19 protein-coding genes and 1 pseudogene are annotated in these 26,134 nt (G+C 71.8%); 9 read left to right on the top strand and 11 right to left on the bottom strand.

All coding sequences use genetic code 11. The annotated features are described in order from the left end of the window. Window positions 1-120: 120 nt before the first annotated feature. Complete coding sequence (locus E1211_RS32895) at window positions 121-1,614, bottom strand: hypothetical protein (protein WP_207915163.1); 1,494 nt, start codon at window positions 1,612-1,614, stop codon at window positions 121-123. A 269-nt stretch (window positions 1,615-1,883) separates the two neighbouring features. On the opposite strand from E1211_RS32895, the pseudogene E1211_RS02080 reads away from it, so the two are divergent. The 6 genes and pseudogenes from E1211_RS02080 to E1211_RS02055 all read left to right on the top strand — a co-directional run bounded on the left by E1211_RS02080 (window position 1,884) and on the right by E1211_RS02055 (window position 8,555). Then, window positions 1,884-2,163, top strand: a pseudogene (locus E1211_RS02080) (Fur family transcriptional regulator). Between the two features lie 32 nt (window positions 2,164-2,195). Then, a complete protein-coding gene (gene katG, locus E1211_RS02075; protein ID WP_132344779.1) occupies window positions 2,196-4,427 on the top strand; it encodes a catalase/peroxidase HPI in 2,232 nt (743 codons plus the stop codon). A 450-nt stretch (window positions 4,428-4,877) separates the two neighbouring features. After that, window positions 4,878-5,540, top strand: a complete 663-nt coding sequence (locus tag E1211_RS02070; RefSeq protein WP_132344777.1) for an ABC transporter permease — start codon at window positions 4,878-4,880, stop codon at window positions 5,538-5,540. After that, window positions 5,540-6,736 (top strand): betaine/proline/choline family ABC transporter ATP-binding protein, encoded by a 1,197-nt coding sequence (locus E1211_RS02065; protein ID WP_132344775.1) that lies wholly within the window; start codon window positions 5,540-5,542, stop codon window positions 6,734-6,736. The genes E1211_RS02070 and E1211_RS02065 overlap by 1 nt, the downstream gene beginning before the upstream one ends. Beyond that, window positions 6,737-7,537 carry an ABC transporter permease gene (locus tag E1211_RS02060; RefSeq protein WP_132344773.1) on the top strand — a complete coding sequence of 267 codons (801 nt, stop codon included), beginning with the start codon at window positions 6,737-6,739 and terminating at the stop codon, window positions 7,535-7,537. Between the two features lie 46 nt (window positions 7,538-7,583). Continuing rightward, on the top strand, window positions 7,584-8,555 hold the full coding sequence (locus tag E1211_RS02055; RefSeq protein WP_165947135.1) for a glycine betaine ABC transporter substrate-binding protein: 972 nt from the start codon (window positions 7,584-7,586) through the stop codon (window positions 8,553-8,555). A gap of 167 nt (window positions 8,556-8,722) precedes the next feature. Here the strand turns inward: E1211_RS02055 and E1211_RS02050 are convergent, their stop codons facing one another. Further along, the gene (locus E1211_RS02050; protein ID WP_132344769.1) at window positions 8,723-9,556 is read right to left on the bottom strand and encodes an aldo/keto reductase; all 834 of its coding nucleotides are present in this window, start codon (window positions 9,554-9,556) and stop codon (window positions 8,723-8,725) included. 256 nt (window positions 9,557-9,812) lie between these two features. Here E1211_RS02050 and E1211_RS02045 point away from each other — a divergent pair, with 256 nt between their 5' ends. From E1211_RS02045 to E1211_RS02035, 3 genes are all read left to right on the top strand, one after another. Beyond that, window positions 9,813-10,787, top strand: coding sequence for a hypothetical protein (locus E1211_RS02045; RefSeq protein ID WP_132344767.1), 975 nt, complete (start codon window positions 9,813-9,815; stop codon window positions 10,785-10,787). A 124-nt stretch (window positions 10,788-10,911) separates the two neighbouring features. Next, entirely contained in the window at window positions 10,912-14,319 is a 3,408-nt protein-coding gene (locus tag E1211_RS02040; protein ID WP_207915161.1) for a BTAD domain-containing putative transcriptional regulator, read from the top strand. A 201-nt stretch (window positions 14,320-14,520) separates the two neighbouring features. After that, the gene (locus E1211_RS02035; protein ID WP_132344765.1) at window positions 14,521-15,189 is read left to right on the top strand and encodes a hemerythrin domain-containing protein; all 669 of its coding nucleotides are present in this window, start codon (window positions 14,521-14,523) and stop codon (window positions 15,187-15,189) included. 139 nt (window positions 15,190-15,328) lie between these two features. On the opposite strand, the gene E1211_RS02030 is transcribed toward E1211_RS02035, so the two are convergent. The 9 genes from E1211_RS02030 to E1211_RS01990 all read right to left on the bottom strand — a co-directional run bounded on the left by E1211_RS02030 (window position 15,329) and on the right by E1211_RS01990 (window position 25,805). Further along, on the bottom strand, window positions 15,329-16,366 hold the full coding sequence (locus E1211_RS02030) for an SEC-C domain-containing protein (protein ID WP_243709296.1): 1,038 nt from the start codon (window positions 16,364-16,366) through the stop codon (window positions 15,329-15,331). A gap of 217 nt (window positions 16,367-16,583) precedes the next feature. Further along, window positions 16,584-17,411, bottom strand: coding sequence for an SDR family oxidoreductase (locus tag E1211_RS02025; RefSeq protein ID WP_132344761.1), 828 nt, complete (start codon window positions 17,409-17,411; stop codon window positions 16,584-16,586). 201 nt (window positions 17,412-17,612) lie between these two features. Then, window positions 17,613-18,266, bottom strand: a complete 654-nt coding sequence (locus tag E1211_RS02020; RefSeq protein WP_132344759.1) for a response regulator transcription factor — start codon at window positions 18,264-18,266, stop codon at window positions 17,613-17,615. Further along, window positions 18,263-19,489 (bottom strand): sensor histidine kinase, encoded by a 1,227-nt coding sequence (locus tag E1211_RS02015; protein WP_371686111.1) that lies wholly within the window; start codon window positions 19,487-19,489, stop codon window positions 18,263-18,265. Before E1211_RS02015 ends, E1211_RS02020 begins: the two co-directional genes overlap by 4 nt. A 78-nt stretch (window positions 19,490-19,567) precedes the next feature. Next, entirely contained in the window at window positions 19,568-20,542 is a 975-nt protein-coding gene (locus tag E1211_RS02010) for a hypothetical protein (protein ID WP_243709295.1), read from the bottom strand. Window positions 20,543-20,864: 322 nt separating this feature from the next. After that, a complete protein-coding gene (wrbA, locus tag E1211_RS02005; RefSeq protein WP_132344757.1) occupies window positions 20,865-21,470 on the bottom strand; it encodes an NAD(P)H:quinone oxidoreductase in 606 nt (201 codons plus the stop codon). Window positions 21,471-21,667: 197 nt separating this feature from the next. Next, a complete protein-coding gene (gene nhaA / locus E1211_RS02000) occupies window positions 21,668-22,978 on the bottom strand; it encodes a Na+/H+ antiporter NhaA (protein WP_132344755.1) in 1,311 nt (436 codons plus the stop codon). A 407-nt stretch (window positions 22,979-23,385) separates the two neighbouring features. Then, complete coding sequence (locus E1211_RS01995) at window positions 23,386-24,843, bottom strand: MFS transporter (protein WP_132344753.1); 1,458 nt, start codon at window positions 24,841-24,843, stop codon at window positions 23,386-23,388. 386 nt (window positions 24,844-25,229) lie between these two features. After that, window positions 25,230-25,805, bottom strand: coding sequence for a helix-turn-helix domain-containing protein (locus tag E1211_RS01990; protein ID WP_132344751.1), 576 nt, complete (start codon window positions 25,803-25,805; stop codon window positions 25,230-25,232). Between the last annotated feature and the right edge of the window lie 329 nt (window positions 25,806-26,134).

Raw genomic sequence — 26,134 nt, 5'->3', positions numbered from 1 at the left:
CCGGCCGCCCGGCCGATCCCGAACCGTCCGGGCGCGCGGCGTCGAATCGTCGGGCCGCCCGGCGTCGAACCGTCGGGCGCCGAACCGTCCGGGCGGCGGGTCGCGGGTGGTGGGTGGCGCTCAGGCGGTCAGCAGTCCGGCGAGGCTGAGCTGGTTGACGGCGGCGCCGACGTCGGCCCCGGGCACGCGGGCGAAGAGCGCCGCCACGTGGTGCGCGCTGGCCTTCCGGTCCCCGATCGCGGTCAGCAGAGCCGCGCAGGCGGGATCGGTGCCGGGGCCGGTCAGGCTGGTCATCGCGCGTACCGTCTCGCCCGGGGTCCGGATCGGGGGCAGGGGAACGTCGAGTTCCCCGGACGTGTCGGTGGCTCCCCGATGCCAGCGGCCGTCGGTCCACCAGAGGCAGAACGTCAACAGGCCGTTGCGGTTACGGGTGTTGAGGACGCTGTCCGTGACCCAGGCGGGTGCCCCGGAGTAGAGGTCGGGCAGCGGCCGGCCGCCGTTGTAGGCGGCTTCGAGCAGCGGGGAGTCCCACTTCCCGCCGGAGAGGACCGCGCGTTCACCGGGGAGTACGAAGAGGACCGAGCCGCTGCGCCTGTCGCTCTCGTACCAGGCGTGGCCGGGGAGGATCCGCGGCCCCCACTCCGATCTGACGCCGACGTACACGGCGGAGAGCGCGGCCCACCGCGCCCAGACCTCGGCCAGCGAGGGAACACCGTCGACCGGGACGGCCGTCCTTCCGACGGCGGCGTCGGCGGCTGCGGCGGCCGCCGCCCGCTGCGGGTCGCGTCCCTGTGCGGCGGGCCCGGCGACGTACCCGGCGAGCCACACCGGTACGTGCGAGCGGGGATGGACGGCCAGGTCGTTGCGGTAGTGCTCGGCGGCCAACAGTTGGCCGTCGGGGAACGGCTGGTCGCCGTAGTCGTACTCCACGGTCATCACGCCGTGGTTCGTGACGGTCAGCAGCAGCCGCCACCACGGCCCGGCCGGCATCCGTGCGGCGACGTTGCGTTGGTGGCGGACCAGTTCGCCGATGCTCAACGGCACGGGCGCCGGCATCGATCTGTCCCCGGACCAGAACCAGAGCTGGGCGACCTCGGCGGAGACGGTGAACGCGAATTCGGCCGAGAGTCGCTCCCAACCAGGAGGTCCGAGCTGGGCCAGCCGTTGCGCGATCGGTTCGAGCAGCCGGGACGCCTCGGCGGCGGTTCTGGCCTCATCGGACGGGGCGTCGACGACGGTGAAGCTGCTGGCGGCCGGTGGATGTTCCGCCGCCGCCTGCTGGAAGGCGCGCTCGAACTCGGCCATGAACTGTGCCTCGTCCGACCCGGCGGCGTGCGCGTCCGCGATCTCCTGCGTGGTGAACCGGTCCTGTGCCTGCTGTGGAGGGACCGAGGAGGACACCTCCTCGATGCGCCCGGAATCTCCCACCAGGAAGACCGACCGTCCCACCGGCATGTCCAGGAACGCCATGGGATCACTCTCGTCGACGGTCACCGGCGCGTACACGCTCCAGCCCGCCTCGAAGCGATCCGCCACCAGCCCGTCGGTGGGGTAGTCCACGCCGTGGGAGCGGATCCAGTTCGCCGCCAACGAGATGGCTTGCGCCGCGTCCATCCGTGATCCTCTCGACGGGACCTCACCCTATGCCGGTCGTCGAAGATCCGGAAGAACTCTCTGCCGGCCCCGGCCGGCACTGCGAGGGCGGGCCCTCGCGCCGCCGGCGTCGGCGCGGGCGGCGCTCGGAAGTGATCTGGGCCACGGCGGTCGCCGCGCATTACTGCTGACCTCGGTCGGCGAGGCGTGACCTCCAGCCCATTATCTTGACTGATTCCAAAAAACGAAGAAGACTCCGCGCCGTGTCCACGACTCCGGACTTTCAGCAGATGCTGCGCGGGGCCGCGTTGCGCGTGACCCGTCCGCGCGTGGCGGTGCTGAGCGCGGTGCACACGCATCCGCACGCGGACACGGATTCGATCATCGGTGCCGTCCGTAACGATCTTCCGCACCACCACCTCGTGTGCCGGAACTGCGGTCTGATCGCCGACGTCGACTGCGCCGTCGCCCTGCCTGACCGCGTCCGACGACCACGGCTTCACCATCGACGAGGCCGAGGTCGTCTACTGGGGCCTCTGCCCCGGCTGCTCCGTCACCTGCAACTCCTGATCCCCCTGACACGTAAGCACGGAAGGAACCCGATGTCCGAGAACCACGACGCCGTCGTCCACGACGCGGAGGCGGGCAGCGAGTCACGCTGCCCGGTCGCGCACGGACGCGCCCCCCACCCCACGCAGGGCGGCGGTAGCCGCGGCTGGTGGCCGAACCGGCTCAACCTGAAGATCCTCGCCAAGAACCCCGCGGTGACGAACCCGCTCGGGGTGGAGTTCAACTACGCCGAGGCGTTCAAGTCCCTCGACCTGGCCGCCGTCAAGCAGGACATCGCACAGGCCCTGACCACCTCGCAGGACTGGTGGCCGGCCGACTTCGGCCACTACGGCCCGTTCATCATCCGTATGGCGTGGCACAGTGCGGGCACCTACCGCATCAGCGACGGCCGTGGCGGCGCGGGTGCCGGCCAGCAGCGCTTCGCACCCCTGAACAGCTGGCCGGACAACGGCAACCTCGACAAGGCCCGCCGCCTGCTGTGGCCGGTCAAGATGAAGTACGGCAAGAGCCTCTCCTGGGCCGACCTCATGATCCTCGCCGGCAACGTCGCCCTGGAGTCGATGGGCTTCAAGACCTTCGGCTACGCCGGTGGCCGGGAGGACGTCTGGGAGCCCGACGAGGACGTCTACTGGGGCCCCGAGACCACCTGGCTCGGCGACGAGCGCTACACCGGCGACCGGGACCTCGAGCAGCCGCTCGCCGCGGTGCAGATGGGCCTCATCTACGTCAACCCGGAGGGCCCGAACGGCAACCCGGACCCGCTCGCCTCGGCCCGGGACATCCGCGAGACGTTCGGCCGGATGGGGATGAACGACGAGGAGACCGTCGCGCTGATCGCGGGCGGCCACACCTTCGGCAAGACCCACGGTGCGGGCCCGACCGACCACGTCGGCCCCGAGCCCGAGGGCGCCCCCATCGAGGAGCAGGGCCTCGGCTGGAAGAACAGCTTCGGCACCGGCAAGGGCGCGGACACGATCACCAGTGGCCTGGAGGTCATCTGGACCACGACGCCGACGAAGTGGACCAACAACTTCTTCTGGAACCTCTTCGGCTACGAGTGGGAGCTGACCAAGAGCCCGGCCGGCGCACACCAGTGGACGCCCAAGCACAACGGCGGCGCCGGGACCGTGCCTGACGCCCACGACCCGTCGAAGCGGCACGCCCCCGGCATGCTGACGACCGACATCGCGCTCCGCGTCGACCCGGTCTACGAGCAGATCTCGCGGCGCTTCATGGAGAACCCCGACGAGTTCGCCGACGCGTTCGCCCGGGCCTGGTTCAAGCTCACCCACCGCGACATGGGCCCGGTCGTCCGCTACCTCGGCTCGGAGGTCCCCGCCGAGACGCTGATCTGGCAGGACCCCATCCCGGCCGTGGATCACGAGCTCGTCGACGCCGAGGACGTCGCCGCCCTCAAGGCGCAGGTCCTCGCCTCCGGCCTCTCCGTGTCCCAGCTGGTCTCCACCGCGTGGGCGTCCGCGTCGACGTTCCGCGGCGGCGACAAGCGCGGCGGCGCCAACGGCGCCCGCATCCGGCTGGAGCCGCAGAACAGCTGGGAGGTCAACAACCCGGACGAGCTGGCGCGGGTGCTGGGCACCCTGGAGGGGATCCAGGAGGCGTTCAACGCCGCCCAGACCGGTGGGAAGAAGATCTCGCTGGCCGACCTGATCGTCCTCGCCGGTGGCGCCGCCGTCGAGCGGGCCGCCCGTGCCGCCGGCGTCGACGTCGAGGTGCCGTTCACGCCGGGACGTACCGACGCCTCGCAGGAGCAGACCGACGTCGAGTCGTTCGCCGCGATGGAGCCGACCGTCGACGGGTTCCGCAACTACCTCGGCAAGGGCCACCGCCTGCCGGCCGAGTTCCTGCTCGTCGACCGGGCGAACCTGCTGACCCTGAGCGCGCCCGAGATGACAGTCCTCGTCGGAGGTCTGCGCGTCCTGGGTGCGAACCACCGGCAGTCGCCGCTGGGCGTGTTCACCGACACCCCCGGCACGCTGACCAACGACTTCTTCGTCAACCTGCTGGACCTGGGTACGACGTGGAAGGCGACCTCCGCGGACGCGAACACCTTCGAGGGCCGCGACGCCGCCACCGGCGAGGTCAAGTGGACCGGTAGCCGGGCCGACCTCGTCTTCGGCTCCAACTCGGAGCTGCGGGCGCTCGCGGAGGTCTACGCGAGCGACGACGCTCGGGAGACGTTCGTGCACGACTTCGTGCGGGCGTGGGTCAAGGTCATGAACCTGGACCGGTTCGACCTCGTCTGAACCTTCTGACAGTCCGGGCCGGCCTCACGAGGGGCCGGCCCGGACGCCGTGAGGTACGGGCCGCACCCCTTTCGGCGGCGCACCCGAAGGGGTTTCTGGTATGACCATGGCCGCTGTCGACTGATGTCGATTGCCGAATGCGCTGGAGCGATCGCCTGCTATTGGATGTCCGATTTCCTCAACAGCACGGGGTGTTCGACCGCTCGCTCTGACTCATCCGAATGCGTGAATTGAGGCTACTGCCGGCGCGAGACACGAGGTCCAATGGCGACCCTCGCCTGCTGAGCACGAGGTACTCACCACGCCGGAGCCGCGACGGCAACTGGTGTATTCACTCCAGGCACCCGCCGCCGTCGTCAACCCGGGTAGACCGGTCACGTGATGAGCCGCCGGGCCGGGCCGGGGCCCCCTGTTCAAACGTGAATCGCCATCCGTTAAGCTGATTCGCCAATGACCTTCCTCGACTACATCTCCGGCGTGCCCGCATATCTGGAACGAGAGTGGTCTGACCTGCTCGAGCTGAGCTTCGAGCATTTGCTTGTGGTGTTCGTCACGATAGTGCTGGCGACTGTGATCGCACTCGGGTTGGGCCTGGCAACTTATCGAAATCGGAGCGGAGCCAGAACCGTACTCACGGTGACCGGCACCTTCCTGACCATTCCGTCGTTCGCCCTGTTTGGACTGTTCATACCGATCTTTGGCCTCGGGGCCGTGCCCACAGTCGTCGCGTTGGTGCTGTACGCACTGCTTCCCATCGCGCGCAACACGATCACCGGCCTGCGTTCGGTCGATCCAGCTGTTGTCGAATCGGCACAGGGCATGGGACTCTCCCGCCGCCAGCGGCTGCTCCGCGTCGAGCTACCACTCGCCTGGCCGGTCATCATGGCCGGCATACGCGTTTCCACACTGATGATCGTCGGGATCGCCGCCATCGCGGCCATCGTCAACGGGCCCGGCCTCGGTGGTCCGATCTTCCAGGGACTCTCGGCGATCGGCACCCAGCGCGGATTCAACCTTGCCTTCAGCGGAACCCTCTTCGTCGCGACGCTGGCGCTGCTGCTGGACGGGGTCCTCGCCGTGGTCTCCAGGTTGACGACATCGAAGGGGTTGTGATGACTGAGCATGAACAAGGGACCGCCGCGGCAGCACCCATCCGCCTCGAGTCGTTGGTCAAACGCTATCCGGGTCAGGCCGAACCGGCCGTGGACAACCTCACCATGGACATACCAGCCGGCGAGATCGTGGTTCTGGTGGGACCCTCCGGCTGTGGCAAGACCACCAGCCTGAAGATGATCAACCGGATCATCGAGCCGACCTCCGGACGCATCTTCATCGACGGCGAGGACGTGACCGACGTCAACGCCGATCAGCTACGCCGCCGGATCGGCTACGTCATCCAACAGATCGGCCTGTTCCCGCACATGACGATTGCCGAGAACATCGGCATGGTGCCCAGGCTGCTCGGGTGGAGCCGGGACCGGATCTCCCAGCGCGTCGACGAACTGCTGGACCTGGTGGGTATGGAACCTACGGCCTACCGCACGCGGTATCCGAAGGAGCTGTCAGGCGGCCAGCGCCAACGGGTCGGTGTCGCCCGGGCGATGAGCGCCGATCCCCCGGTGCTGCTGATGGACGAGCCGTTCGGCGCCATCGACCCGATCACACGCGAGCGCCTCCAGAACGAGTTCCTCCGCCTCCAGAACGACCTTCGGAAGACCATCGTCTTCGTGACGCACGACATCGACGAGGCGATCAAGCTCGGCGACCGGATCGCGATCCTCACGAAGGGGTCGAAGATCGCACAGTACGACACTCCAGAGGCGATCTTGACGGCTCCGGCCGACGACTTCGTCGCGGATTTCATCGGCTCGGGCGCCTCGCTCAAGCGCCTGAGTCTGAGCCGTGTCCGGGACGTGGAGCTGAACCAGTGGGCGGTCGGCCGGCTCGACGACGATCGGGCACACCTGCGCCAGGCGCTCACCGGCAGTGATCACGGGTCGCTGCTGCTGCTCGACGAGAACCAGCGGCCGGTTCGCTGGATCACCGGCCACGACCTCGTCCGTTCGGACGAATCCCTCGACCGGGTAGGACTTCCCGCGGCGGCCACTGTGGAGCCGCACGCCACGCTGCACGACGCACTGAACGAGATGGTCACCTCGCGGGTCGGATGCGCCATCGTCGTCGATGACCAGCGGCGGTACCAGGGCGTCGTCGACATGCGCACAGTGATGCGGGCCATCGACGAGATGCGGGGGAGCGTCCAGGCCCGGGACCGGGACGCGGCAGGCCGGCCGACGGAGGCTGGTTAGATGGCCATCCCAGCACTCGGGGGCAGGACCCGCGGTGCCGCGCCCGACGCCGACGACCTCCTCACCGAGCTTGGCGGACCGCCGCGGTTCTGGCGTCGGTTGGGCACTCCGGCGCTGATCGCCGCCGTCTGCGTGGCGCTCTACTTCTACGTGCGCAACCAGGATCTCGATCGGATCTCCCAGGCGAGCCTCAACGCCGAGACGATTCGCGAGAAGCTGGTCGAACATGTGGAGCTCACCTTCGTCTCGACGCTGATCGTCGTCCTTCTGGCGGTGCCGTTGGGGGTGGTGCTGACCCGGCCGGCGGTCCGCAGGTTCTCCCCGGTAGTGCTCGCCGTCGCCAACATCGGTCAGGCGACGCCGTCGATCGGGGTTCTGGTGTTGATGGCGATCACCGTCGGCATCGGCTTCGACCAGGCTGTCTACGCGCTGGTCATCTACGCCGCGCTGCCGGTCCTCCGTAACACCATCGTCGGTCTCAACCAGGTCGATCGCATGCTGGTCGAGGCGAGTCGGGGGATGGGACTGAGTGGCTGGCAGGTGCTTCGCCGCGTCGAGCTACCGCTGAGCGTGCCGGTTCTGCTCGCCGGCATCCGTACGGCACTCATCATCAACGTCGGCACCGGCACCCTGGCGACCTTCGTCGGTGCCGGAGGTCTCGGCTTCCTGATCGACCAGGGGATCCGTTTCGACCGGATGCCCGTTCTCATCACCGGAAGCGTCCTCACCGCCGTTCTGGCGCTGCTCCTTGACTGGGTGGCCGGCATCGTCGAGGACGCTCTGCGCCCGAAGGGGCTTTGACCCACCGCGGCTTCGTCCGATGTCGTTGGGTATCAAAGGAGGAAACATGAGCAACACGAAGAAACGAGGACGGTGGCCGGTGCTCGCCGGCGCACTCGCGCTGGTGATGCTCGTCGCCTCGTGCAGCAGCGACGGCAACGACGATGTCGCGGGTAGCGGAAGCATCGGCGAGAAGTTCGACCTCGCCGGCGCGACGGTCACTGTCGGTTCCAAGGAATTCACCGAGCAACTCATCCTCGGGAACCTGACCAAGCTCGCGCTCACCGCCGCTGGTGCTGAGGTGAAGGACCAGATCGGGTTGCAGGGCAGTACGACCGTCCGCGACGCGCTCACCTCCGGCGAGATCGACCTGTACTGGGAGTATCTCGGCACGGGCTGGGTCACCTACCTGCAGAAGGAGAAGGGCATCCCCGGGGCCAAGGCGCAGTTCGAAGCTGTCCGCGACGCCGACGCCGCCAACGGTGTCGTCTGGCTCGAGCCGGCCCCATTCAACGACACCTACGCGATCGCGGCGAGCAGCGAGACTGCCGAGCGGCTCGGCGTCGCCTCGATCTCCGACCTCGCCGCGTTGATCGCGCGCAAACCGGCGGATGCGACCTTCTGCGTCGGCGGAGAGTTCTCCACCCGGCCCGACGGTCTGCCTGGGCTCGAGAAGGCCTACGGCTTCAAGGTCGCGCCGGCCAACGTCTCGAACGTGCAGGACGCCCTCGTCTACAACCAGGTCGACAAGGGCGACTGCGCCTTCGGCTCGATCACCTCCACGGACGGCCGGGTGAGTTCTCTCGGTCTCACCGTGTTGACCGACGACAAGCAGTTCTTCCCGCCCTTCAACGGTTCCGTGAACGTCCGGACCGAGGTGCTCGCCGAGCACCCCGAGATCAAGGAGATCTTCGCTCCGATCGCGGCGGCGCTCGACGACGCCACGATGGTCGGGCTCAACGCGAAGGTCGACGTGGACGGTGAGGATCCGGCGGACGTCGCCAAGACCTGGCTGACGGAGAACGGCTACATCGGCTGACAAGACTGCCTCGTAGGGCTTCGAACCCCTTAGGGCACGCGAGCGATCAAGGCCGTGACCCGTGGAGCCACGGGTCACGGCCTTGATCGATCGTGCAGCTGGTGGAGCTACTACTGAAACGGCCGCCGTCGTCGTCGCCAGGCAGCACCGGCAGGGACATCCTGCCGTCAGAACTCCTCGTACACCGCCGGATCCTGACCCGCGAGGCGCCCGTCGGGGCGGCCCAGCGCGGTGATGGCCGCGATCTCGGCCTCGGTGAGCTCGATGCCGAAGATGTCGAGGTTCTCCTGCTGCCGCTTCGGTGACGCCGCCTTGGGCAGCGGGATCACCCCACGGGCCACGTGCCAGGCGAGGATGGCCTGCGCGGGCGTGATGCCGTGCGCGGCCGCGACCTCGGCGATGGTCTGGTTGTCCTGCAGGTCGTTGCCGCGACCGAGTGGACTCCACCCCTGCACGAGGATCCCGTGCGCGCGGTGGTAGTCGAGGGCCTCCTGCTGCGGGAAGTAGGGGTGGATCTCGATCTGGTTCACGGCCGGCGCGACGCCGGTCTCCGACAGCAGCCGGTCGATGTGCTCGGGCAGGAAGTTCGACAGGCCGATGTGCCGGACGAGCCCCCGCTCGCGCGCCTCGATCAGGGCTCGCCACGCCTCCACGTAGAGGTCGACCTTCGGGTTGGGCCAGTGGATCAGGTACAGGTCGATCTGGTCGCGGCCGGTGCGGTAGACGCTCTCCTCGATCGTGGTCAACGCCTCGGCGTAGCGGTGGTGCCGTCCCGGCAGCTTCGAGGTGACGATCAGCTCGTCGCGTACACCGGCGGCGCGCGCCGCCCGGCCCACCGCACCCTCGTTCTCGTAGTTGACGGCGGAGTCGAGGAGCCGGTAGCCGGCCTGGATCGCCTGACCGATCGACTCGACCCCGTCGGAACCGGTCAGCCGGTACGTGCCCAAGCCGATCGCCGGCAATGCGGTGCCGTCGGCGGCGGTGAGATGCGGAATCGCCATCGTTGCGGTGCCTTCCCTTCGAGCCTGGTCGGCCGGTTCGGGTGGCCGCCCCGCCGGGTGGCCCGGTCGCCGGGTTGCCGGCCACCGTGACCCTACCGCCCGCCGGTGACCTGGTCGGGCCGCGCCCGGCGGCATGCCGGATCGGCCGCCGAGGCTGCGGGAGTGGAGTCGCGTCACGGCTCGGATCCGGGTGGCCGGCGCACGGGATCCGAAGCGAGCCGTCGCCCGTCTCAGTCATGGATCACGAGGGGGCGAGATGTTCGTGCGGGCGGTTGGTGGCCGGATAGCGGTCGTACTTGTCGGGTTGGCGCTGGTCGGCTGTGCCCCTGTCGAGGAGGGCGCGGCCGAGGGCCGGGCGGCGGGTGCTCCGGGTGGGCGCTGGAGCTCGTGTGTCGAGGTCGCGCCGGAGACGACGACGGTGGGCTTCATGGTCACGGCCCCGGACGGGGGAGCGCTGCCCCGACTCGACGACGGCTTCACCCCGGTCGCGGTGGTCGTGTGCGGGCAGGAGACGCAGCAGCGTCCCGACGGCGGTCAGGACCGGGTTCTCACGGAACGTCGTGCCGAGGAGGTGGACGGCCTCACCGCCGCGCTCCGGCTGGCGGACGAGCCGCCCACCAATGGGCTCTGCACCAGGGAGCTGTCGGTCGCTCCCTGGCTCGTGCTGGTCGACGCCGACGGCCGCTGGGTCCGTCCCGGCCTGCCGCTCGACCGGTGCGGCAAGCTCCGGTCCGAGGTACGCGACGCGCTCGCCGCGCTGCCGATGACCACCGTCTCGACGCGGACGGTCGCCGAGCTGGTGTCGGCCGAGGCTGCCGCGGCGGGTTGCAGCCAGGACTGGAAGGACACGATCGCGCTGGAGACGGAGACGACGGTGAACCCCGGCGTCCCGCGCGAGGCGCTCCCGGCTCCCCTCCCCACCGGCCGGCAGATCCGCCTCTGCGTCTACGAGGTGCGCAAGAGCGAGCCGGGCACCGGCAGCTTCGTACACGGGACGGTGTTGACGCCGCAGCGCAGCGCAGCGATCGGGCGGGCGCTGCGGGAGGCCGGGCCGGTGAGGGTCTGCACGGAGCAGGCCAGCCGTTTCGCGCTGCTATGGGCCACGACCGGGGAGGACCCGCAGACGTACGTCGAGCTCGACGGCTGCCACCGGGTCATGGTGGTCCGGGGCGACGGTTCGGTGCCGGCGCAGGGCGACGCCGCCCTGGCGGAGCTGATCGACGAACGGTGACCGTGCGCCGCTCGCAGCGGCGCGGTGAATGCCCCGCTGTCGGGTCGCACCTTCGGTGACGTGGGTGACCTCCCCGGCGGGAAGGTCCTGGACCCGGTACGCCGCCGATACGATCGACCCCGTCATGCTGCTGCGAGTGCTCGGGCCTCTCGAGGTCGAGGTCGGCACGGGCGGAACGGTCGACCTCGGTGGCCCCCGCCAGCGTGCCGTACTCGCGCTGCTGCTCTCGGCTCGTGGTGAGGTCGTCCCCGTCGGGCGGATGATCAACGACCTGTGGCGGGGTGCGGCGCCGCCCCGGGCGATCGCCTCCCTCCAGGCGTACGTGTCGAACCTGCGTCGCCTGCTGGAGCCGGATCGGGAGCGTCGGATGCCGGCCCGGGTGCTGGTGACCGCCCCGCCCGGGTACGCGCTGCGGGCGAGCGCCGACGCCGTCGACGCGGAGCGGTTCGAGGCGATGCTCGGGCAGGCGCGTTCGGTCGGCTCGTCGGATCCGGGCCGGGCCCGCCTGCTGCTGAGCGGGGCTCTCGACCTGTGGCGTGGCCCGGCGTACGCCGAGTTCGCCGGGGAACCGTGGGCGCAGCCGGAGGTGACCCGGCTGGAGGAGCTGCGTCTCGCCGCTCGGGAGCTGCTGCTCGACGCGACGCTGCGCTCCGGCGCGGCGGCCGAGGCGGCCGCGGAGGCGGAGGTGTTGACGAGGCAGGCGCCGCTGCGCGAGGAGAGCTGGCGGCTGTTGGCGTTGGCGTTGTGGCGCGCGGGTCGGCAGGGGGACGCGCTCGCCGCGCTGCGGCGGGCCCGGGCGGTACTGGCGGAGGAGCTGGGCCTGGATCCGGGGCCGGCGCTGGTCGAGGTGGAGCTGGCGATCCTGGGCCAGCGGGTCGACCTCCTGCCGCCGCCCGCGCCGGTCGCCGGAACATCGGTGCCGCCACCCGGCGACGCCCCGCCCGCGCCGGTCCCCGGAACACTGGTGCCGCCACCCGGCGGCGCGCCGGCCGAGGCGCAGCCGGGACCGGCCGGTTCCACTCGTCCGGGTCCGCCGGAGTTCTGCCCCGAGGCAGCGTCCGACGAGCTGTTCATCGGGCGGGAGGCGGAGCTGGCCACCCTGCGGCGGACCGCCGCCGAGGCGACGGTCGCCGGACCACGGATCGCGTTGGTCAGCGGGGAGGCCGGCGTCGGCAAGACGAGCCTGCTCGCCCACTTCCGGGCCGAGCTGGCCGCCCAGGGTTGGCTGGTCGTGGTGGGCCGCTGCCCGGAGGTCGAGGGTGCGCCCCCGGCCTGGGCGTGGGTCGAGGCGCTGCGGCAGCTCGCCGGAGAGGCGCCGCCGGGCGACCTCGCGCCGACCCTCGCCCCGCTGCTGGGCGAGGGTGAGCTGGGTGGGGACGTGGCCGCCGGTCGGTTCCGGCTGCATCAGGCGGTCGTCGCCTGGCTGCGCGTCGCGGCGACCGGTCGCCCGATCGCCGTCGTCCTCGACGACCTGCACGCCGCCGACGACGAGACGTTGCTGCTGGTGCGCAGCGTCATCGAGCTGGCCGACGGCGCCGTCCTGTTCGTGGCGGCCTCGCGGCCCGCCGACAATCGCGAGCGGCTCGCCGAGACCATGGCCGCGCTGGCCCGCCGGATGCCACGTCGGATCCACCTGGGTGGTCTGTCGCCGGCCGAGGTCGAGCGGCTCGTCGGCTGCGTCGCCCGGACGACCGTCGACGCGGACACGGTCGCCGCGCTGACGGAGCGGACCGGCGGCAACCCGTTCTACGTCCGCGAGTCGGCGCGGTTGCTCGCCGCCGAGGGCACGCTCGTGGCGACCTCCGAGGTGCCGGAGGGCGTGCGCGACGTGCTGCGTCGGCGCCTCAACCGGCTACCGCCGGCGGCGGTGGCCGTGCTGCGGCTCGCCGCGGTCGCCGGGCGGGAGGTGGACGTGGCGACGCTCGTGGAGACCGCCGACACCGACGAGGCCGACGTCGTCGACGCGTTGGAGGCCGGGCTGGCCGCCGGGCTGCTCGCCGAACCGGCGCCCGGGCGGGTGCGGTTCGTGCACGGTCTGGTCCGGGACACCATCTACCAGGACCTGTCCCAGCTGCGTCGCGTTCGGATGCACGCCCGGGTCGCGGCCGCCATCCGCCGGCTGCGTCCGGACGACTACCCCGCCCTGGCCCACCACTACGCCCGCGCCGCCTCGCCCGAGACCGCGCCGCTCGCCATCGACTACGCGGTCCGCGCGGCCGAGCTGGCGGAGCGGCGGTTCGCCCACGACGCGGCGGTGGAGCTGCTCACCCACGCGGTGGACGTCGCCGAGGCGATCACCGGCGATCGGGACGCGCTGCGGGTCGACCTGCGGGGCCGGCTGCTGCGCGCGCAGGCGCGGGCCGGTGCGTTGACCGCCGCCCGCCAGACCCGGGCCGACGTGGTCGACGTCGCCGTGGCCTCCGGCCGTGACGAACTGCTCGTGGCGGCGTTCACCGCGTGGACGGTGCCCACGCCGTGGCTGACCCGCCCGTACGGCGTGGTGGACGGGCGGATGGTCGACCTGCTGGCTCGCCTGTTGCGCCGGCGCGACGTGGCGCCGACGGTGCGCTGTCGGCTCCTCGAGGCGCTGACCGTCGAGCTCGACGGCGAGGCGGACCCGCGTGGTCCGCAGGCCGGCCGGGAGGCGTTGGCGATCTCGCGTGGACTGGCCGACCCGGAGCTGCGCGCCCTCGGGCTGGCCGCCCGGGTCCGCACCCTGTCGTACGAGCTGGAGGCGGCGCAGCGGCGGGAACTGGCCCTGGAGCTGCGCGATCTCGCCGACGAACACGGCCTCGTGGCCTACCGCTGGCTCGCCGAGCAGGTGATCGGCCAGGCAGCCGCCGCGCTGAACGAGCCGGCGGAGGTGCGCGCCAGCGTCGCCCGGCAGGGGACGATGGCCCGCGCGTACCAGCTCAACGAGGCGTGGGCGATCCACCTGAGCTCCCGGGCCGGTCTCGCGCACGTGGCCGGTGACTTCGCGGCGGCGCAGCGGTACTACGCCGAGGCCGCGACCGAGATGCGGCGGCAGGGCTCGCTGCACGGCGACAGCCTCGACTACTTCGCCGGGGCGATCCTGCTGCTCAGTCAGCGGCGCCTCGGCGAGCATCTGGAGGCGACCCGGCGGGCCCGGGAGATGTTCGGGCCGATCCTCGACGACCTGCTGGCGTTGGCCCTGATCGAGAACGGGCGGGCCGACGAGGCGCGGGCGATGCCGATCGGCGAGCACACCTACCGCCCCGACTACTTCCGTTCCCTCCTGCTCACGGTGCGCGCGCTGGTCGTGGTGGCGTTGGAGCGCAGGGATCTCGCGGAGTCGGTGATCGAGGACCTGCTCCCGGTCCGCGACCAACTGGCCGGCTTCAGCACCACGACCTTCGTGGTGCGTCCGGTCGCCCTGACCCTGGGGGAGTTGTTCCGCCTGCTCGGGCGCGCCGAGGAGGCGCGGCGGCACTTCACGCTCGCGGCGGCGGTGGCCCGCCGGTGGGGCTCGCCGCACTGGCTGGCGGAGGCGACGGCCGCGTTGACCGCCTGACACCGGCCCTGGATGCCGGCCGGTTGGTGGATTCCAAGCGGGTCGCAAGCGGCGCCGGAGAGGATCAACTCGTCTGTGCTTGTCGCGGTGTTCGACCTGGGGTGCGGTCGTGCCACGGATCGGGCGGGTCGCGGCAGGCACGGGCGAGGACAGTCGAATCCCTTTCGAAAGGTCGCCGTGAACCGGAACCACACCGAAGCCATGGCCGATATCCGTGACATGTACATGGCGCACGCCATGCTGCGTCGCGAGTTCAGCCTGCTTCCGCAGCTCGTCCGCGGTGTCGCCGCCGGGGACACCCGGCGCGCCGCCGTCGTCGGCGAACACGCCGAGCTGCTGTGCCACATCTTGCACCGGCACCACGAGGGCGAGGACCTGGAGTTGTGGCCCCGGCTGCACGAGCGTGCCGGCGCGGAGGCCGAGGCCATCGTCGAGACCATGGAGGCGCAGCACCACGCCATCGAGGAGGCTCACGCGGAGGTGGTAGCCCTTCTGCCGGGCTGGCGGACCACCGCGCAGGGCGGCGGCGCGCTCGCGGACGCCCTGGAGCGCCTGCGCGTCGCGCTGATCGAGCACATGGCCATGGAGGAGAAGGAGATCCTCCCGTTGGCGGAGAAGCACGTGACCGCGGCCGAGTGGAAGAAGCTCGGCGAGCACGGGATGGCGAGCACCCCGAAGAAGGACATCCCGCTGGCCGTGGGGATGGCGATGTACGAGGGCGACCGCGAGGTGGTCAACGAGGTGCTCGCGGAGGCCCCGCTGCCGATCCGGCTACTCATGCCGATCATCGGGCGTCGTCGCTACGCCGCGCACGCCCGGCGGGTCCACGGAACGGCCACGCCGCCGCGCATCGGCGCGGGAGCGCACTGAGTTCGAGATCCGCGGGGGGGGGGCGGTAGGGCCGTCGGGCTGCTCGGTCGGGAGGTTGCGGCCCGACGCCCCGTCGTCGCCGCCCCCGCGCTGCGGGTCCGAGCCGGGATCCGCAGCGCGGGGGCGGTGGGACCTGTCGTCAGCCGCGCGAGCGCGGCAGGCAGCACTTCTTGTACTTGAGGCCGGATCCGCACCAGCAGGCGTCGTTGCGCTCCGGTGGCCAGGCGATCCGCGCGTCCGGGCGGGCCGAGAGCTCACCGGCGTACCCGATTCGCGTCTGCCGGTCGGTCAGGTCGCCGCCCTGCCGGTCGGCGTAGCCGGTCAGCCCGGCCACCGACGCGCGCAGCACGTGCAGCCCGGCGCCGCCGGCGTCGGCCTGCCGGACCAGCTCCTTCTCCAGCCGGGCCCGGTGCGCGTCCCAGTCCGGCCCGTACGTCTCGGTGAGCGCGGCCTGCTCGTCGAGCAGGCGGTCGAACTCGGCCTGCGGGAAGAAGAGCAGATCGGTCTCCCCGGTCTGCTGGGCGCGCCGGACGAGCTGCGCCTCCAGCCGGTCGGCCAGGTCGTCGTTGCGGTCGTGCGGCAGGTTGAGGTTGCGGCGCACGCGGTGGCGCTGCTGCAGCAGGAAGAACGTCACCCCCGGGGCCTCGGGCGGGCCGACCTCCACCGCGGGTTCGGTGGAGGTGATGGCCTGCGCCTCCCCGGCCGCCGCGGCGCGCTGGCCGAGCAGGGTGTCGAGGGCCTCGCTCAGCCACTCCTCGGAGGTCTTGGCCCGGCCGCCGGTCTCCAGCGCGGCGCTCAGGTAGGCGGGGGCGTCGGGCTGCTCGGTCAGCAGGGGGCGCAGGGCGGTCAACTCCGCCATCGCCTCGTCGTCCCGGCCGCCGGTGCGGAACAGGATCCGCGCCCGCACCGCCCGGGCGATCCCGGCTTTCGGGTCGTCCGGAGACGGGTACGCCGCGACGGCCCGGTCCGCGTAGCGCAGCGCGGCGTCGAGCCGCGACCGGATCTCGGCGATCTCGGAGGCGAGGGTCAGCGCGTCCCCGGCGCTGTCGGGCTCCGCCAACCGGCCCTGCTCCACCGCGTCGGCAAGGTCGGCGGCGATCCCCAGCGGGTCGGCCGCCCCGAGCGCGGTACGGCGGAATTCGGCGAGGTCGGCGGTCGTGATCACGTCTTTCGGCACGATCTCACGGTACGTCCGCGACGGCGGTAACCGCCGCATGATCACCTGTTACGCCGCTCTCACGGCGCGTCGGGCGGGAGCCGCTTCCCGGCCGGATCCCGACACCGGGGACGGGCGGCGCGCCGTGAGAGCGGCCTGGCGCCGGAGCTCCTTGCTCGCCGTACCCCCGACGATCGGTGATCGTGGCTCGTCGGGGTCGGCGACGGGCGTCCCGCGGTCAGGCGAGCCGGTGGTGGCCGGCCTTGACGACCTGGTCGTACTCGCTGCGGCGGGCGTTGTACGACGCCTCCAGGAAGGCCTCCGAATCCACCCCCACCGGCAGGCGCAGCGGCGGCGCCTCCATCCGGCTGAGCCGCCACACCACGTCGGCGAAGAGCTCCGGCGGATTGATCTCCGCGTTGCTGTTCATGGCGCGCAGCGCGCCGAGCATGCCGTCGCTGGCCGGCGTGTAGTCGGCGATCCGGGTCTCCGCCATCACCAGGTTGGCGCTGTAACCGGTGGCGAAGCCGCCCGGCTGGAGGATCGTCACCTTCACCCCGAGGTGGCCGGCCTCGGCGGCGAGCGACTCGGCCGCGCCCTCCAGCGCGAACTTGCTCGCGTTGTACGCGGCGAGGCCGGGGAAGGGCACCATGCCGGCCACCGAGCTGACGAAGATCGCGTGCCCGAAGCCCTGTGCCCGCCACAGCGGCAGCACCGCCCTGGTCAACCGCCACGGCCCGAACAGGTTGGTGTCGAACTGCCCGGCGAGCTCGGCGTCGGAGACCTCCTCGAAGGTGCCGAACTGCCCGTACGCGGCGTTGTTCACCAGCACGTCGACGCCACCGAACGCGGCGACGGTCCGCTCGACCGCCGCGGCGCACTGCGCCGGATCCCGTACGTCCAGCGCCGCCGTCGCCAGGTTGTCGGGGTGTCGTGCGACCAGCTCGGCCAGGGCCTCGGGCCGTCGAGCCGTCGCGACGACCTGCTCACCCTCGGCGGCGAGCCGGGCGACGAGGGCCTGGCCGAGTCCGCTCGAGCATCCCGTGACCAACCAACGCTTCGTCATCGCTCCGCCCATTCGCTCGGTGATATCTCGGTAGCAGAGTGTCAGCGCCGGCGGTCGAGGTGAAGGGATGTGCGCTGTCACCAACCGGATTCGTCGGGTATCCGCCGTCGAACGCCGGCCTCTCGAAGCCGGGCCGCCCCGGTTTCCCCGCCGCCTCGAAGCCCCGCCGCTCGCCGGTCGATGCCCCGGCCGCCCGGCGGTTCAGTCCGCGACGACCAGGCCGCACTGCACGGCGAGCAGCGCGAGCCGGATCCGGTTCGTCACGCCCGTCTTGGCCAGCAGGCTTGTCACGTGCGTCTTCACGGTGGTCACCCCGAGGTGCAGCCGATCCGCGATCTCCCGGTTGGACAGTCCGGCCCCGATGCAGGCGAGCACCTCCCGCTCCCGCGCCGTCACGGTCGCCGGCAGCGACGGGGCCGGGGCGTCGCCGAGCCGCGCCCGTACCGCCTGGTCGACGAGGCGACGCAGCACCGCCGGGCTGAACGGCGTCTCGCCGGCCGCCGCCTGACGGATCGCGGCGAGCAGTTCGTCCGGCGAGGCGTCCTTCACGAGGAAACCGCAGGCGCCGGCGGCGAGCGTGGGGAAGAGGTGGTCGTCGTCGTCGAAGGTGGTCAGCACCAGCACCCGGACAGCGGGCCGGCTCGCGTGGATCCGCGCCGTCGCCGTGGTGCCGTCCATCAGCGGCATCCGCAGGTCCATCAGCACCACGTCCGGCGCGACCTGCTCGACCAGCCGGATAGCCTGCTGCCCGTTCTCCGCCTCACCCACCACCGTCAGGTCCGGCGCGGAGTCGCAGAGCATGCGCAGCCCCGCGCGGACCAACCGCTGGTCGTCGACGAGCAGGACCCGGATCATCGGCCCGCCCCCGCCGGCAGGACCGTGCGCAGCCGCCAACCCGGGCCGTCCGGCCCGGCGACCAGTCTGCCGCCGAGCAGCTCGACCCGCTCCCGCATCCCGATCAGCCCGTGCCCGCCCTCGACCACCGCCGGGCCGGTTTCGGCGCGCCGGGAGCCGCGCCGGGCTGCGCCCTCGTCGCCACCCCGCCGGGGACCGGTGTCCTCGCCACGGCCGCCGCCGTCGTCGCTGACCTCCCAGTGCACGTTCCCGTCGTGCATCCGCACGCACACCCGTGCCCGTGCCGCCGGGCCGGCGTGCCGGGCCACGTTGGCCAGCCCCTCCTGCGTCAGCCGGAGAACCGCCAACCCGCGTACGGTGTCCAAGGTCGCCACCTCCGGGTCGATCGTCGCCTCCACCGCGAGGCCGCCCTTCACGGCCCGGTGCACCGCCTCCGCGAGCGCCTCGGGCAGCGCACCCGGCTCGATCGGCACGTAGCCCGTGCCGTCTCCGGCCAGGGCGGGGTTGCGCAGCACCGCCACCAACCGCCGCAGGTCGGCGAGGGCGGTGCTGCCGCTGCTGTGCAGGTCGTCGAAGACCTCGGCGACCCGCGGGTCGGTGCCGCTCAGGACGTGCCGGGCGACGCCGACCCGGAGCACCATCGACGCGACGTGGTGGGCCACCAGGTCGTGCAGTTCGCGGGCGATCGCGGCCCGTTCACCGGCCCGCGCCGCCTGCGCCTCGACGGCCACCCGCTGCTCGGCCTGCCGGGCGAGCCGGTGGCTGGCCCGGACGTTCAGACCCACGAGCAGCGGCACCCCCACCACGACGGTCACGCCGTACAACCAGGTCGGCAGGCCCGACGGCAGCTCGTCCAGCGAGTCGACGAGATAGCCGACGAGCAGCGCCCCCGCACCGACGGCCACCTGTCGCATCGGTGCCCGCAGCGTCAGCTCCAGGGCCGCCCAGGTGGCACCCACCTGAGGGACGATCGGCTCGGCCTGGCCGAGCCAGCCCGCCGCGGCGAAGACCAGCGCCGCGGCGAGCGCGGTGGGGAACGGCCAGCGCACGCCGAGCGGGCACAACGCGAGCGCGGCGGTCGCGAACGTCCAGTCGACAGGGGCGTAGGGGCCGTCGGCGACCGGGCGGAAGAGCAGGTAACCGACGCCGCTCAGGGCCAGCAGGGACAGCCGCAGCCAGGCGTACCGGTCGTCGAAGAGCCGCGACACCCAGCGTAGGACCACCACGTCAGGGTAGGCCCGTCGGGGCGGTGGCGGGGAGAACGCCGGGCCGGCCGGAGACGGCGGCCAGGGATGCCCGGCTCATGCGTACACCTTCGGTGGTTGGTCCTGATTCGACGGTGCCGGCGCGGGCCGGCGTAGCGCGAGCAGGGCACCGACGGCCGTGACCGCGGCGAGCACCCCGGCCGCGACCAGCGTCTTACCGTCCGGGTGGATCAGCGCCTGACCACGCAGCGCCTGCCAGGTCACCAGCGCGAGCAGGCCGGCGTACCCGATCGCGGCCACCACGATCAACCGGAGCCGGACCCGCCCGTCGCGCAGCCGGGGGAGCCGCCCCGCCAACGCGACGAGGGCGATCGCGAGCAGCGGCAGCACCTGGAGGGCGTGCATCCCCACGAAGTGCGGGATCCGCAGGTCCCCGCCGGTGGTGCTCCAGCCGGTCAGCGGCATGCCCGGCCCGCCGTCGGGCACCCCGACGCTGTGCGCCCCCACGAGGGTGACCGGGTCGGCGGCCTCCTGAGCGGGTGTCGGAATCACCATCAGGTAGCCGAGCCCCATTCCGGCGAGCGCGATGAGCAGGCCGAGGCGCAGGGTCCAGGTGATCATCGGATCGGGCAGGCGCTGGAACATCAGCAGGACGGCGAGGACCAGCGAGGCGGTGTAGAGCACGGCGATCAGCAGAGCCATCATCCCGAAGACGGCGGTGTCCAGCGTGGTGGCGACGTTGAAGTGGCTCTGCCGGCCGCGGCCCGCCTGCACCGCGATCAGCCCCACCTCGACGAAGCCGGTCACGGCGACCACGGTCCCGGCCCACCAGCCGATCCGCCGGCCGCGCGGCAGCAACGAGATCAGCCAGGCCAGCGTCACGAGGTAGATGAAGAGCGAGACGGCGAACTTGAACGGCTTGAGCCAGATCGGCGCCCCGACCAGCACCCGGTCGTCGACGGCCAGGCCGATCAGGGAGACCAGCCCGAGCGCCACCATCGTGGCGGCCACGAACATGAGCGGGCGGTGCCAGCGGTAGGCCCGCCGCAGCGAGATCGGTGAGTACGTCATGCCCTCACGGTCGCGGAGTCGGCGGCGCCGAGCGCCCACCCGCGGTCCCGACCGCCGACCCTCGGGACGAGGCGGCCTCCTCCCGCGGTAGGAGGAGCGGAGCCCGTTGTCGAAGGACGCAGCGCTCATGCGTCATCGGTCTGTGTCGCGTCGCCTCAGGCCAGGCTTTCGGCGGCGGTGGCGGCGTCTGCATCCGCACTGTCAGGCGTGGGTGGCGCGGTGGATTTCGCGACTGTCGATCTCCGCCTGACGTACCGGGGGCGCGACCAGCGCGTGGCGCCCGGCCCGCGTTACCGCGAGCCGGGCGCCACGTCTGTGAAAATCAGGCGTTCAGCTTGCTGGCGATGCTGACGACCCGCTCGGCCATGTGGTCGAGCGCGGCGAACTGCGCGTCGCCCAGCGGGGCGTCGTTGCTGCCGCCGGTGATGTGCGAGACGCCGTACGGGTTGCCGTCGGCGAACTTCAGCGGGTCGGTGTAGCCCGGGGGAACGATCAGGCCACCGAAGTGGTAGATCGTGTTGTAGAGGGCGAGGAGCGTCGACTCCTGGCCGCCGTGCGCGGTCATGGACGCGGTGAAGCCGGCGTACACCTTGTTGGCGAGCAGGCCCTGCGCCCACTGCGGGCCGAGGGTGTCGATGAGCTGCTTGAGCTGGCTGGCCACGTTGCCGTAGCGGGTCGGGGTGCCGAAGAGCACGGCGTCGGCCCAGACGACGTCGTCGGCGGTCGCCTTCGGCTCGTTCTTGGTGGCGTCGAAGTGCTGGCTCCAGGCGGCGTTGGAGGCGATGGCCTCCGCCGGGGCGAGCTCCGGAACCTGGCGCAGTCGCACCTCGGCGCCGGCCTTCTCGCCGGCCTCGGCGAGCCGCTTGGCCATGGCGTGGATGGTGCCGGTGGAGGAGTAGTAGATGACGGCGAGCTTTGCCTGAGCCATCGAAGGTCCTTTCATTGGATAGTTGCGAGCGCTATATTTGCGCAAGCAACAATCAAGGAGTGTAGCCCACGTTCCCGGCGGCGTCCGTGCCGCCCCGAGGGTCACCCAGGTGAGGAAGAGCACGCTCGGCGGAGCGGCCGGAACCTCCGCCGGAACTCCGAGCGGCGGCGGCCGGCGTGCCGAGCGGCCGGCGCCGATCAGGCCAGGCCGGGCCGCTCCTGATAGACGTCCGGCACGCCGTCGGCATCGCTGTCGCGCTCCTCGATCGTGCAGAGCCGCCGGTAGTGGCGGTTCCGCACGCGCAGGACGACGGTGGCCAGCAGGGCCGCCAGCACCGATCCGAGGAGCACGCCGATCTTGGTGTGGTCGTCGCGCTCGCTACCCGCGCCGAAGGCGAGCTCGCCGATCAGCAGCGACACGGTGAAACCGATCCCGGCCAGCAGCGCGAGCCCGAACACGTCCCACCAGTCGAGGCCTTCGGCCAGCCGGGCCCGGCTGAACCGCTGCACCAGCCAGGTGGCGCCGAAGACGCCGACGGCCTTGCCGACGACCAGGCCGACGATCACGCCCACGGCGACCGAGTCGGTCAGGGTCGCCCCCAGGCCGCCCGCGCCCGCGATCGACACCCCCGCGGCGAAGAACGCGAACACCGGCACCGCCACACCGGCGGAGAGCGGGCGGAACCGGTGCTCGAAGTGCTCCGCCAGGCCGGGGCCGGGTCCCGGCTTACGGCGCAGCACCGGCACGGTGAACGCCAACGCCACCCCGGCGACCGTGGCGTGCACCCCGGAGGCGTGCACGAGGGCCCAGGTCACCACGGCCAGCGGCAGCAGCAGCCACCAGGCGCGGACGCGCCGCTGCACCAGCACGCCGAAGGCCGCCAGCGGTGCGAGCGCCAGCAGCAGCGGCCCGAAGTGCAGCGAACTGGTGTAGAAGACCGCGATGATCACGATCGCTAGCAGATCGTCGACGACCGCCAGGGTCAGCAGGAACGTCCGCATCGCCGCCGGCAGATGCGTGTTGATCACCCCGAGCACGGCGAGGGCGAACGCGATGTCGGTGGCCGTCGGGATCGCCCAGCCCGCCAAGGCCCCGCCGCCGGCACCCGCGTTGAAGACCGTGTAGATCACCGCCGGCAGGGTCATCCCGCCGAGCGCCGCGGCGACCGGCAGTACCGCCCGTCGAGGTTCACGCAGGTCACCGGCGACGAACTCGCGCTTGAGCTCCAAGCCGGCGACGAAGAAGAAGATCGCCAGGAGGCCGTCGGCGGCCCACTGCGCCAACGACAGGTCCAGGTGCAGCTCGGCGGGGCCGACCGTGAAGGCGCTGATCTGCCGGTACGCCTCCGACCAGGGCGAGTTGGCCCAGGCGAGAGCGATCACGGCGGCGGCCAGCAGCAGGATCCCGCCCACGGTCTCGGCACGCAGGATGTCGCCGATCCGGCGTACCTCCGGCCAGCTGCCACGGCTGAGCAGGCTCGGTGTGCGCTCGGTGGGCGGCGGGGCCATGGGAACTCCTCGGTCAGGGGTCGCTGAGTCAACCGCCGACCAGACTTCCCGGCACACCTGTCTCCACCCTACCGGGCGACGATCATCAGGCCCCGTCGACCGCGACCGGACGCCTTCGGCGGGAATTCCCGGGGGTGCGCCGCCCCATAGACTGCGTTCCGAGCGATCGACCGGAGATCGTCCTGGAAGGGTGGCCCATGCACATCAAGCCCTGGCACATCGCCGTTCTGCTGGTCGTCCTCGCCGCCGTCGGCTTCGTGGCGTGGATCGTGGCCGCGTTCAAGCAGGGCAACCGGCAGGGCTGAGGCCGGGCGGCTCCGGTGCCCACCCGGGTGCCGCGGGCGGGCACCCGACACTGGCGAGGCGTCCGGAGGCCGTCGGCGCCGTCGAGCCACCGGCATCCTGGTTCATGCCTCTTCCCGGGCGGACCTGCCGCGCAGGACGGTGAGGCTGACGGCGGTGGCGGCGATGAAGAGGACCCCGGCGACGAGGAACGCGGACCGGTATCCGGCCAGGTACGCGCCGAGCTGATCGGCGGGGTCGTCGCCGAGGTGTGTCCGGGCGGTGGTGGTGTAGAAGGTGTTGAGCAACGCCACCCCGAACGCCCCGCCGAGCTGCTGCGTGGCGTTGAGCACCGCGCTCGCCACACCCGCGTCGGCCGGGCCGACGCCGGTCAGGGCGGCGCTGTTCATCGGGGTGAAGACGAGTCCGAGGCCCACGCCCAGGAGAAGTTCGGGCAGCAGCGCGCCGCCCAGCCAGGCGGGCGATCCGTCGATCGTGGTCAGCGTGAACATGCCGACAGTCGCGAGGGCCATGCCGGTGACCATGAGCGATTTCGGGCCGCTGCGGGGCAGGAGGGTGGGCATCGCCAGCGCCATGAGGATGATTCCGGCGGTGAAGGGCAGGAAGGCCAGGCCGGCCTCGATCGGCGAGTAACCCAGGTTGACCTGCAGGTAGTAGGTCAGGAACAGCAGCATGCCGAACATGCCGGCGCCGGCGAGGACGGCGGTGGCGAACGAGCCGGCGCGGTCGCGGTCGGTCAGCACGCGAAGCGGCAGCATCGGATGGTCGGTGCGGGCCTGCCGGAGCACGAAGCCGATCAGGAGCGCCAGTGCGGCGCCGAGGGTGAGCAGCGTGGTGGGACGGAGCCAACCGCCGTCGCCGGCGATCGTGAAGCCGACCACCAGGGCGACCGAGCCGGCCGTGGCGAGCACCGCGCCGGGGATGTCGTGGCGACGGGCACCGGCGACGCGGCTCTCCCGGACGGTCGGGACGGCGCCGAGGACGGCGAACGCCGCGATCGGGACGTTGATGAACAGGCACCACCGCCAGTCGAGGTACTCGGTGAGGGTGCCGCCGAGCAGCAGTCCGATCGCGCCTCCGAGCCCCTGTACGGCCCCGTAGACACCGAAGGCGCGGGCGCGTTCGGCCGGGTCGACGAAGGTGACGGCGACCAGGGAGAGCGCGGCCGGCGCGAGCGCGGCGGCGAAGACGCCCTGGAGCGCGCGGGCGCCCACCAGCATGGCGGGGTTGGCCGCGAACCCGCCGAGGGCGGAGGCGACGGCGAAGCCGACGAGGGTGATCAGCATGGTCCGTTTGCGGCCGACGACGTCGGCGAGGCGGCCACCGAGCAGGAGCAGGCCGCCGAAGGTGACCGCGTAGGCGGTGACGGCCCAGTGCCGGTTGGCGTCGGAGATGTGCAGTGCGTGCTGCGCCTGGGGCAGGGCGATGTTGATGACCGAGGCGTCCAGCACCACCATGAGGGTGGCGAGGGCGATCACGCCCAGCGCGAGCCATCGGCGTGCGTCGGGTCGCTCGGCGGTGGGGTGCGGGGCGTGGCCCGCTGTCGTCGGGTGCACGGACATCGGAAGCGTTCCTTCTGGATGACGAGGACCGGCCGTGACGCGCACCGCGCGCAGCGTCGGACGGCTCGGGGTACGAGCGGGGTGGAGTGGACGGCGGTCGGCCGTGGGTGTGGAACCCGGAGCGCGGACGCGCGGGAGGAAGTCTCAGTGGCGCGCGGGCGGTCGCGGCGGCCGGATCCGGCCGTACGTGACCGGGATGGTTGGTGGCGGTCCGTCGGGCGGTTTCGGTCAGCTCGGCGGCCCGGCGGGTACGGCGGTGGGTCGCCGGCGTCGACGCGCCGGGAGCCGCGTGGCGTTGCGGCGTTCGCTGTTCACGGCCCCACTCTCCGCGCCGACGATCGAGTTTGCAAACAGCTTTGCTGATCCTGCAAATACCGCAGGTGGGTCTACGAGTCCCGGATGTGGATGCGCTCACCCTGCGGGCTGAAGAGCGCGATGAGCTCGACGGGCTGCTGGCCGGCGCTGGCGATGCTGTGTGGGGTGCGGGTGTCGAACTCCGCCGCCTCGCCCGCCGTGAGCGTGGTGAGGCTGTCGCCGAGCGCGAGGTGCAGGGTCCCGCTGAGCACGTAGATCCACTCGTAGCCCTCGTGGACCCGCTGCCCGACCCGCTTCTCGTCCTTGCGGGGCGGGAGGATGAGCTTGAACGCCTGCACGCCCGAGGCGTCGCGGGTCAACGGGATGTAGATCATCCCGTCGCGGCGGACGGGCTTGGGGTGGATCCGCGGATCGCCGGACTGGGGCGCGCCGACCAGGTCGTCGAGCGGTACCCGGTACGCCTTGGCGAGGGGTAGGAGCAGGTCGAGCGAGGGCCGGCGGACGCCGGACTCCAGCCGGGAGAGGGTGCTCACCGAGATGCCGGTGCGTTCGCTGACCTCCGTGAGGGTCAGTCGGCGTCGGGTCCTCAGGTGTCGCAGGCGCGGCCCGACCCCGGCCAGCGCGGCATCCACGTCCTCATCGGTCATCTCGTCTGCACCTGCTCTGTTGCGGAGACGGCAAGTCTACTTGCGGTGCGGTCCTTCGCGGGCGCGACGAGTTCGTCGCCTTCCGGTCATCGACGCCCGGCCGGATTTGACACGTCTGTTCGACACGCCGTAACTGCGTGACTCGATCTGGTTGCGGACCGTAGGCTTTCCGGCGCGCGGACCCCTTCCGCCGCCCCCGCGACGACCTCTCCGTCCTCAGCCCGATCGCCATGGACCATGCGATCGGTGACGCCTCGTGTCCTCATCCGCCCTGCGCACGTTCGAACGCCGTCCATCGACCGAGGAGGCTGCCGTGGAGACCGTGACCC

The organism is Micromonospora sp. 15K316, from assembly GCF_004348525.1.
In the GTDB taxonomy this organism is placed as follows: domain Bacteria; phylum Actinomycetota; class Actinomycetes; order Mycobacteriales; family Micromonosporaceae; genus Micromonospora.
This window is presented reverse-complemented; position numbering and strand designations above follow the sequence as displayed.

Excerpts from the sequence above, each read along its gene's own strand:
- E1211_RS32895 (WP_207915163.1), bottom strand. The coding sequence starts at position 1,614 with ATGGACGCGGCGCAAGCCATCTCGTTGGCGGCGAACTGGATCCGCTCC.
- katG (WP_132344779.1), top strand. The coding sequence starts at position 2,196 with ATGTCCGAGAACCACGACGCCGTCGTCCACGACGCGGAGGCGGGCAGC.
- E1211_RS02070 (WP_132344777.1), top strand. The coding sequence starts at position 4,878 with ATGACCTTCCTCGACTACATCTCCGGCGTGCCCGCATATCTGGAACGA.
- E1211_RS02065 (WP_132344775.1), top strand. The coding sequence starts at position 5,540 with ATGACTGAGCATGAACAAGGGACCGCCGCGGCAGCACCCATCCGCCTC.
- E1211_RS02060 (WP_132344773.1), top strand. The coding sequence starts at position 6,737 with ATGGCCATCCCAGCACTCGGGGGCAGGACCCGCGGTGCCGCGCCCGAC.
- E1211_RS02055 (WP_165947135.1), top strand. The coding sequence starts at position 7,584 with ATGAGCAACACGAAGAAACGAGGACGGTGGCCGGTGCTCGCCGGCGCA.
- E1211_RS02050 (WP_132344769.1), bottom strand. The coding sequence starts at position 9,556 with ATGGCGATTCCGCATCTCACCGCCGCCGACGGCACCGCATTGCCGGCG.
- E1211_RS02045 (WP_132344767.1), top strand. The coding sequence starts at position 9,813 with ATGTTCGTGCGGGCGGTTGGTGGCCGGATAGCGGTCGTACTTGTCGGG.
- E1211_RS02040 (WP_207915161.1), top strand. The coding sequence starts at position 10,912 with ATGCTGCTGCGAGTGCTCGGGCCTCTCGAGGTCGAGGTCGGCACGGGC.
- E1211_RS02035 (WP_132344765.1), top strand. The coding sequence starts at position 14,521 with ATGGCCGATATCCGTGACATGTACATGGCGCACGCCATGCTGCGTCGC.
- E1211_RS02025 (WP_132344761.1), bottom strand. The coding sequence starts at position 17,411 with ATGACGAAGCGTTGGTTGGTCACGGGATGCTCGAGCGGACTCGGCCAG.
- E1211_RS02020 (WP_132344759.1), bottom strand. The coding sequence starts at position 18,266 with ATGATCCGGGTCCTGCTCGTCGACGACCAGCGGTTGGTCCGCGCGGGG.
- E1211_RS02010 (WP_243709295.1), bottom strand. The coding sequence starts at position 20,542 with ATGACGTACTCACCGATCTCGCTGCGGCGGGCCTACCGCTGGCACCGC.
- wrbA (WP_132344757.1), bottom strand. The coding sequence starts at position 21,470 with ATGGCTCAGGCAAAGCTCGCCGTCATCTACTACTCCTCCACCGGCACC.
- nhaA (WP_132344755.1), bottom strand. The coding sequence starts at position 22,978 with ATGGCCCCGCCGCCCACCGAGCGCACACCGAGCCTGCTCAGCCGTGGC.
- E1211_RS01995 (WP_132344753.1), bottom strand. The coding sequence starts at position 24,843 with ATGTCCGTGCACCCGACGACAGCGGGCCACGCCCCGCACCCCACCGCC.
- E1211_RS01990 (WP_132344751.1), bottom strand. The coding sequence starts at position 25,805 with ATGACCGATGAGGACGTGGATGCCGCGCTGGCCGGGGTCGGGCCGCGC.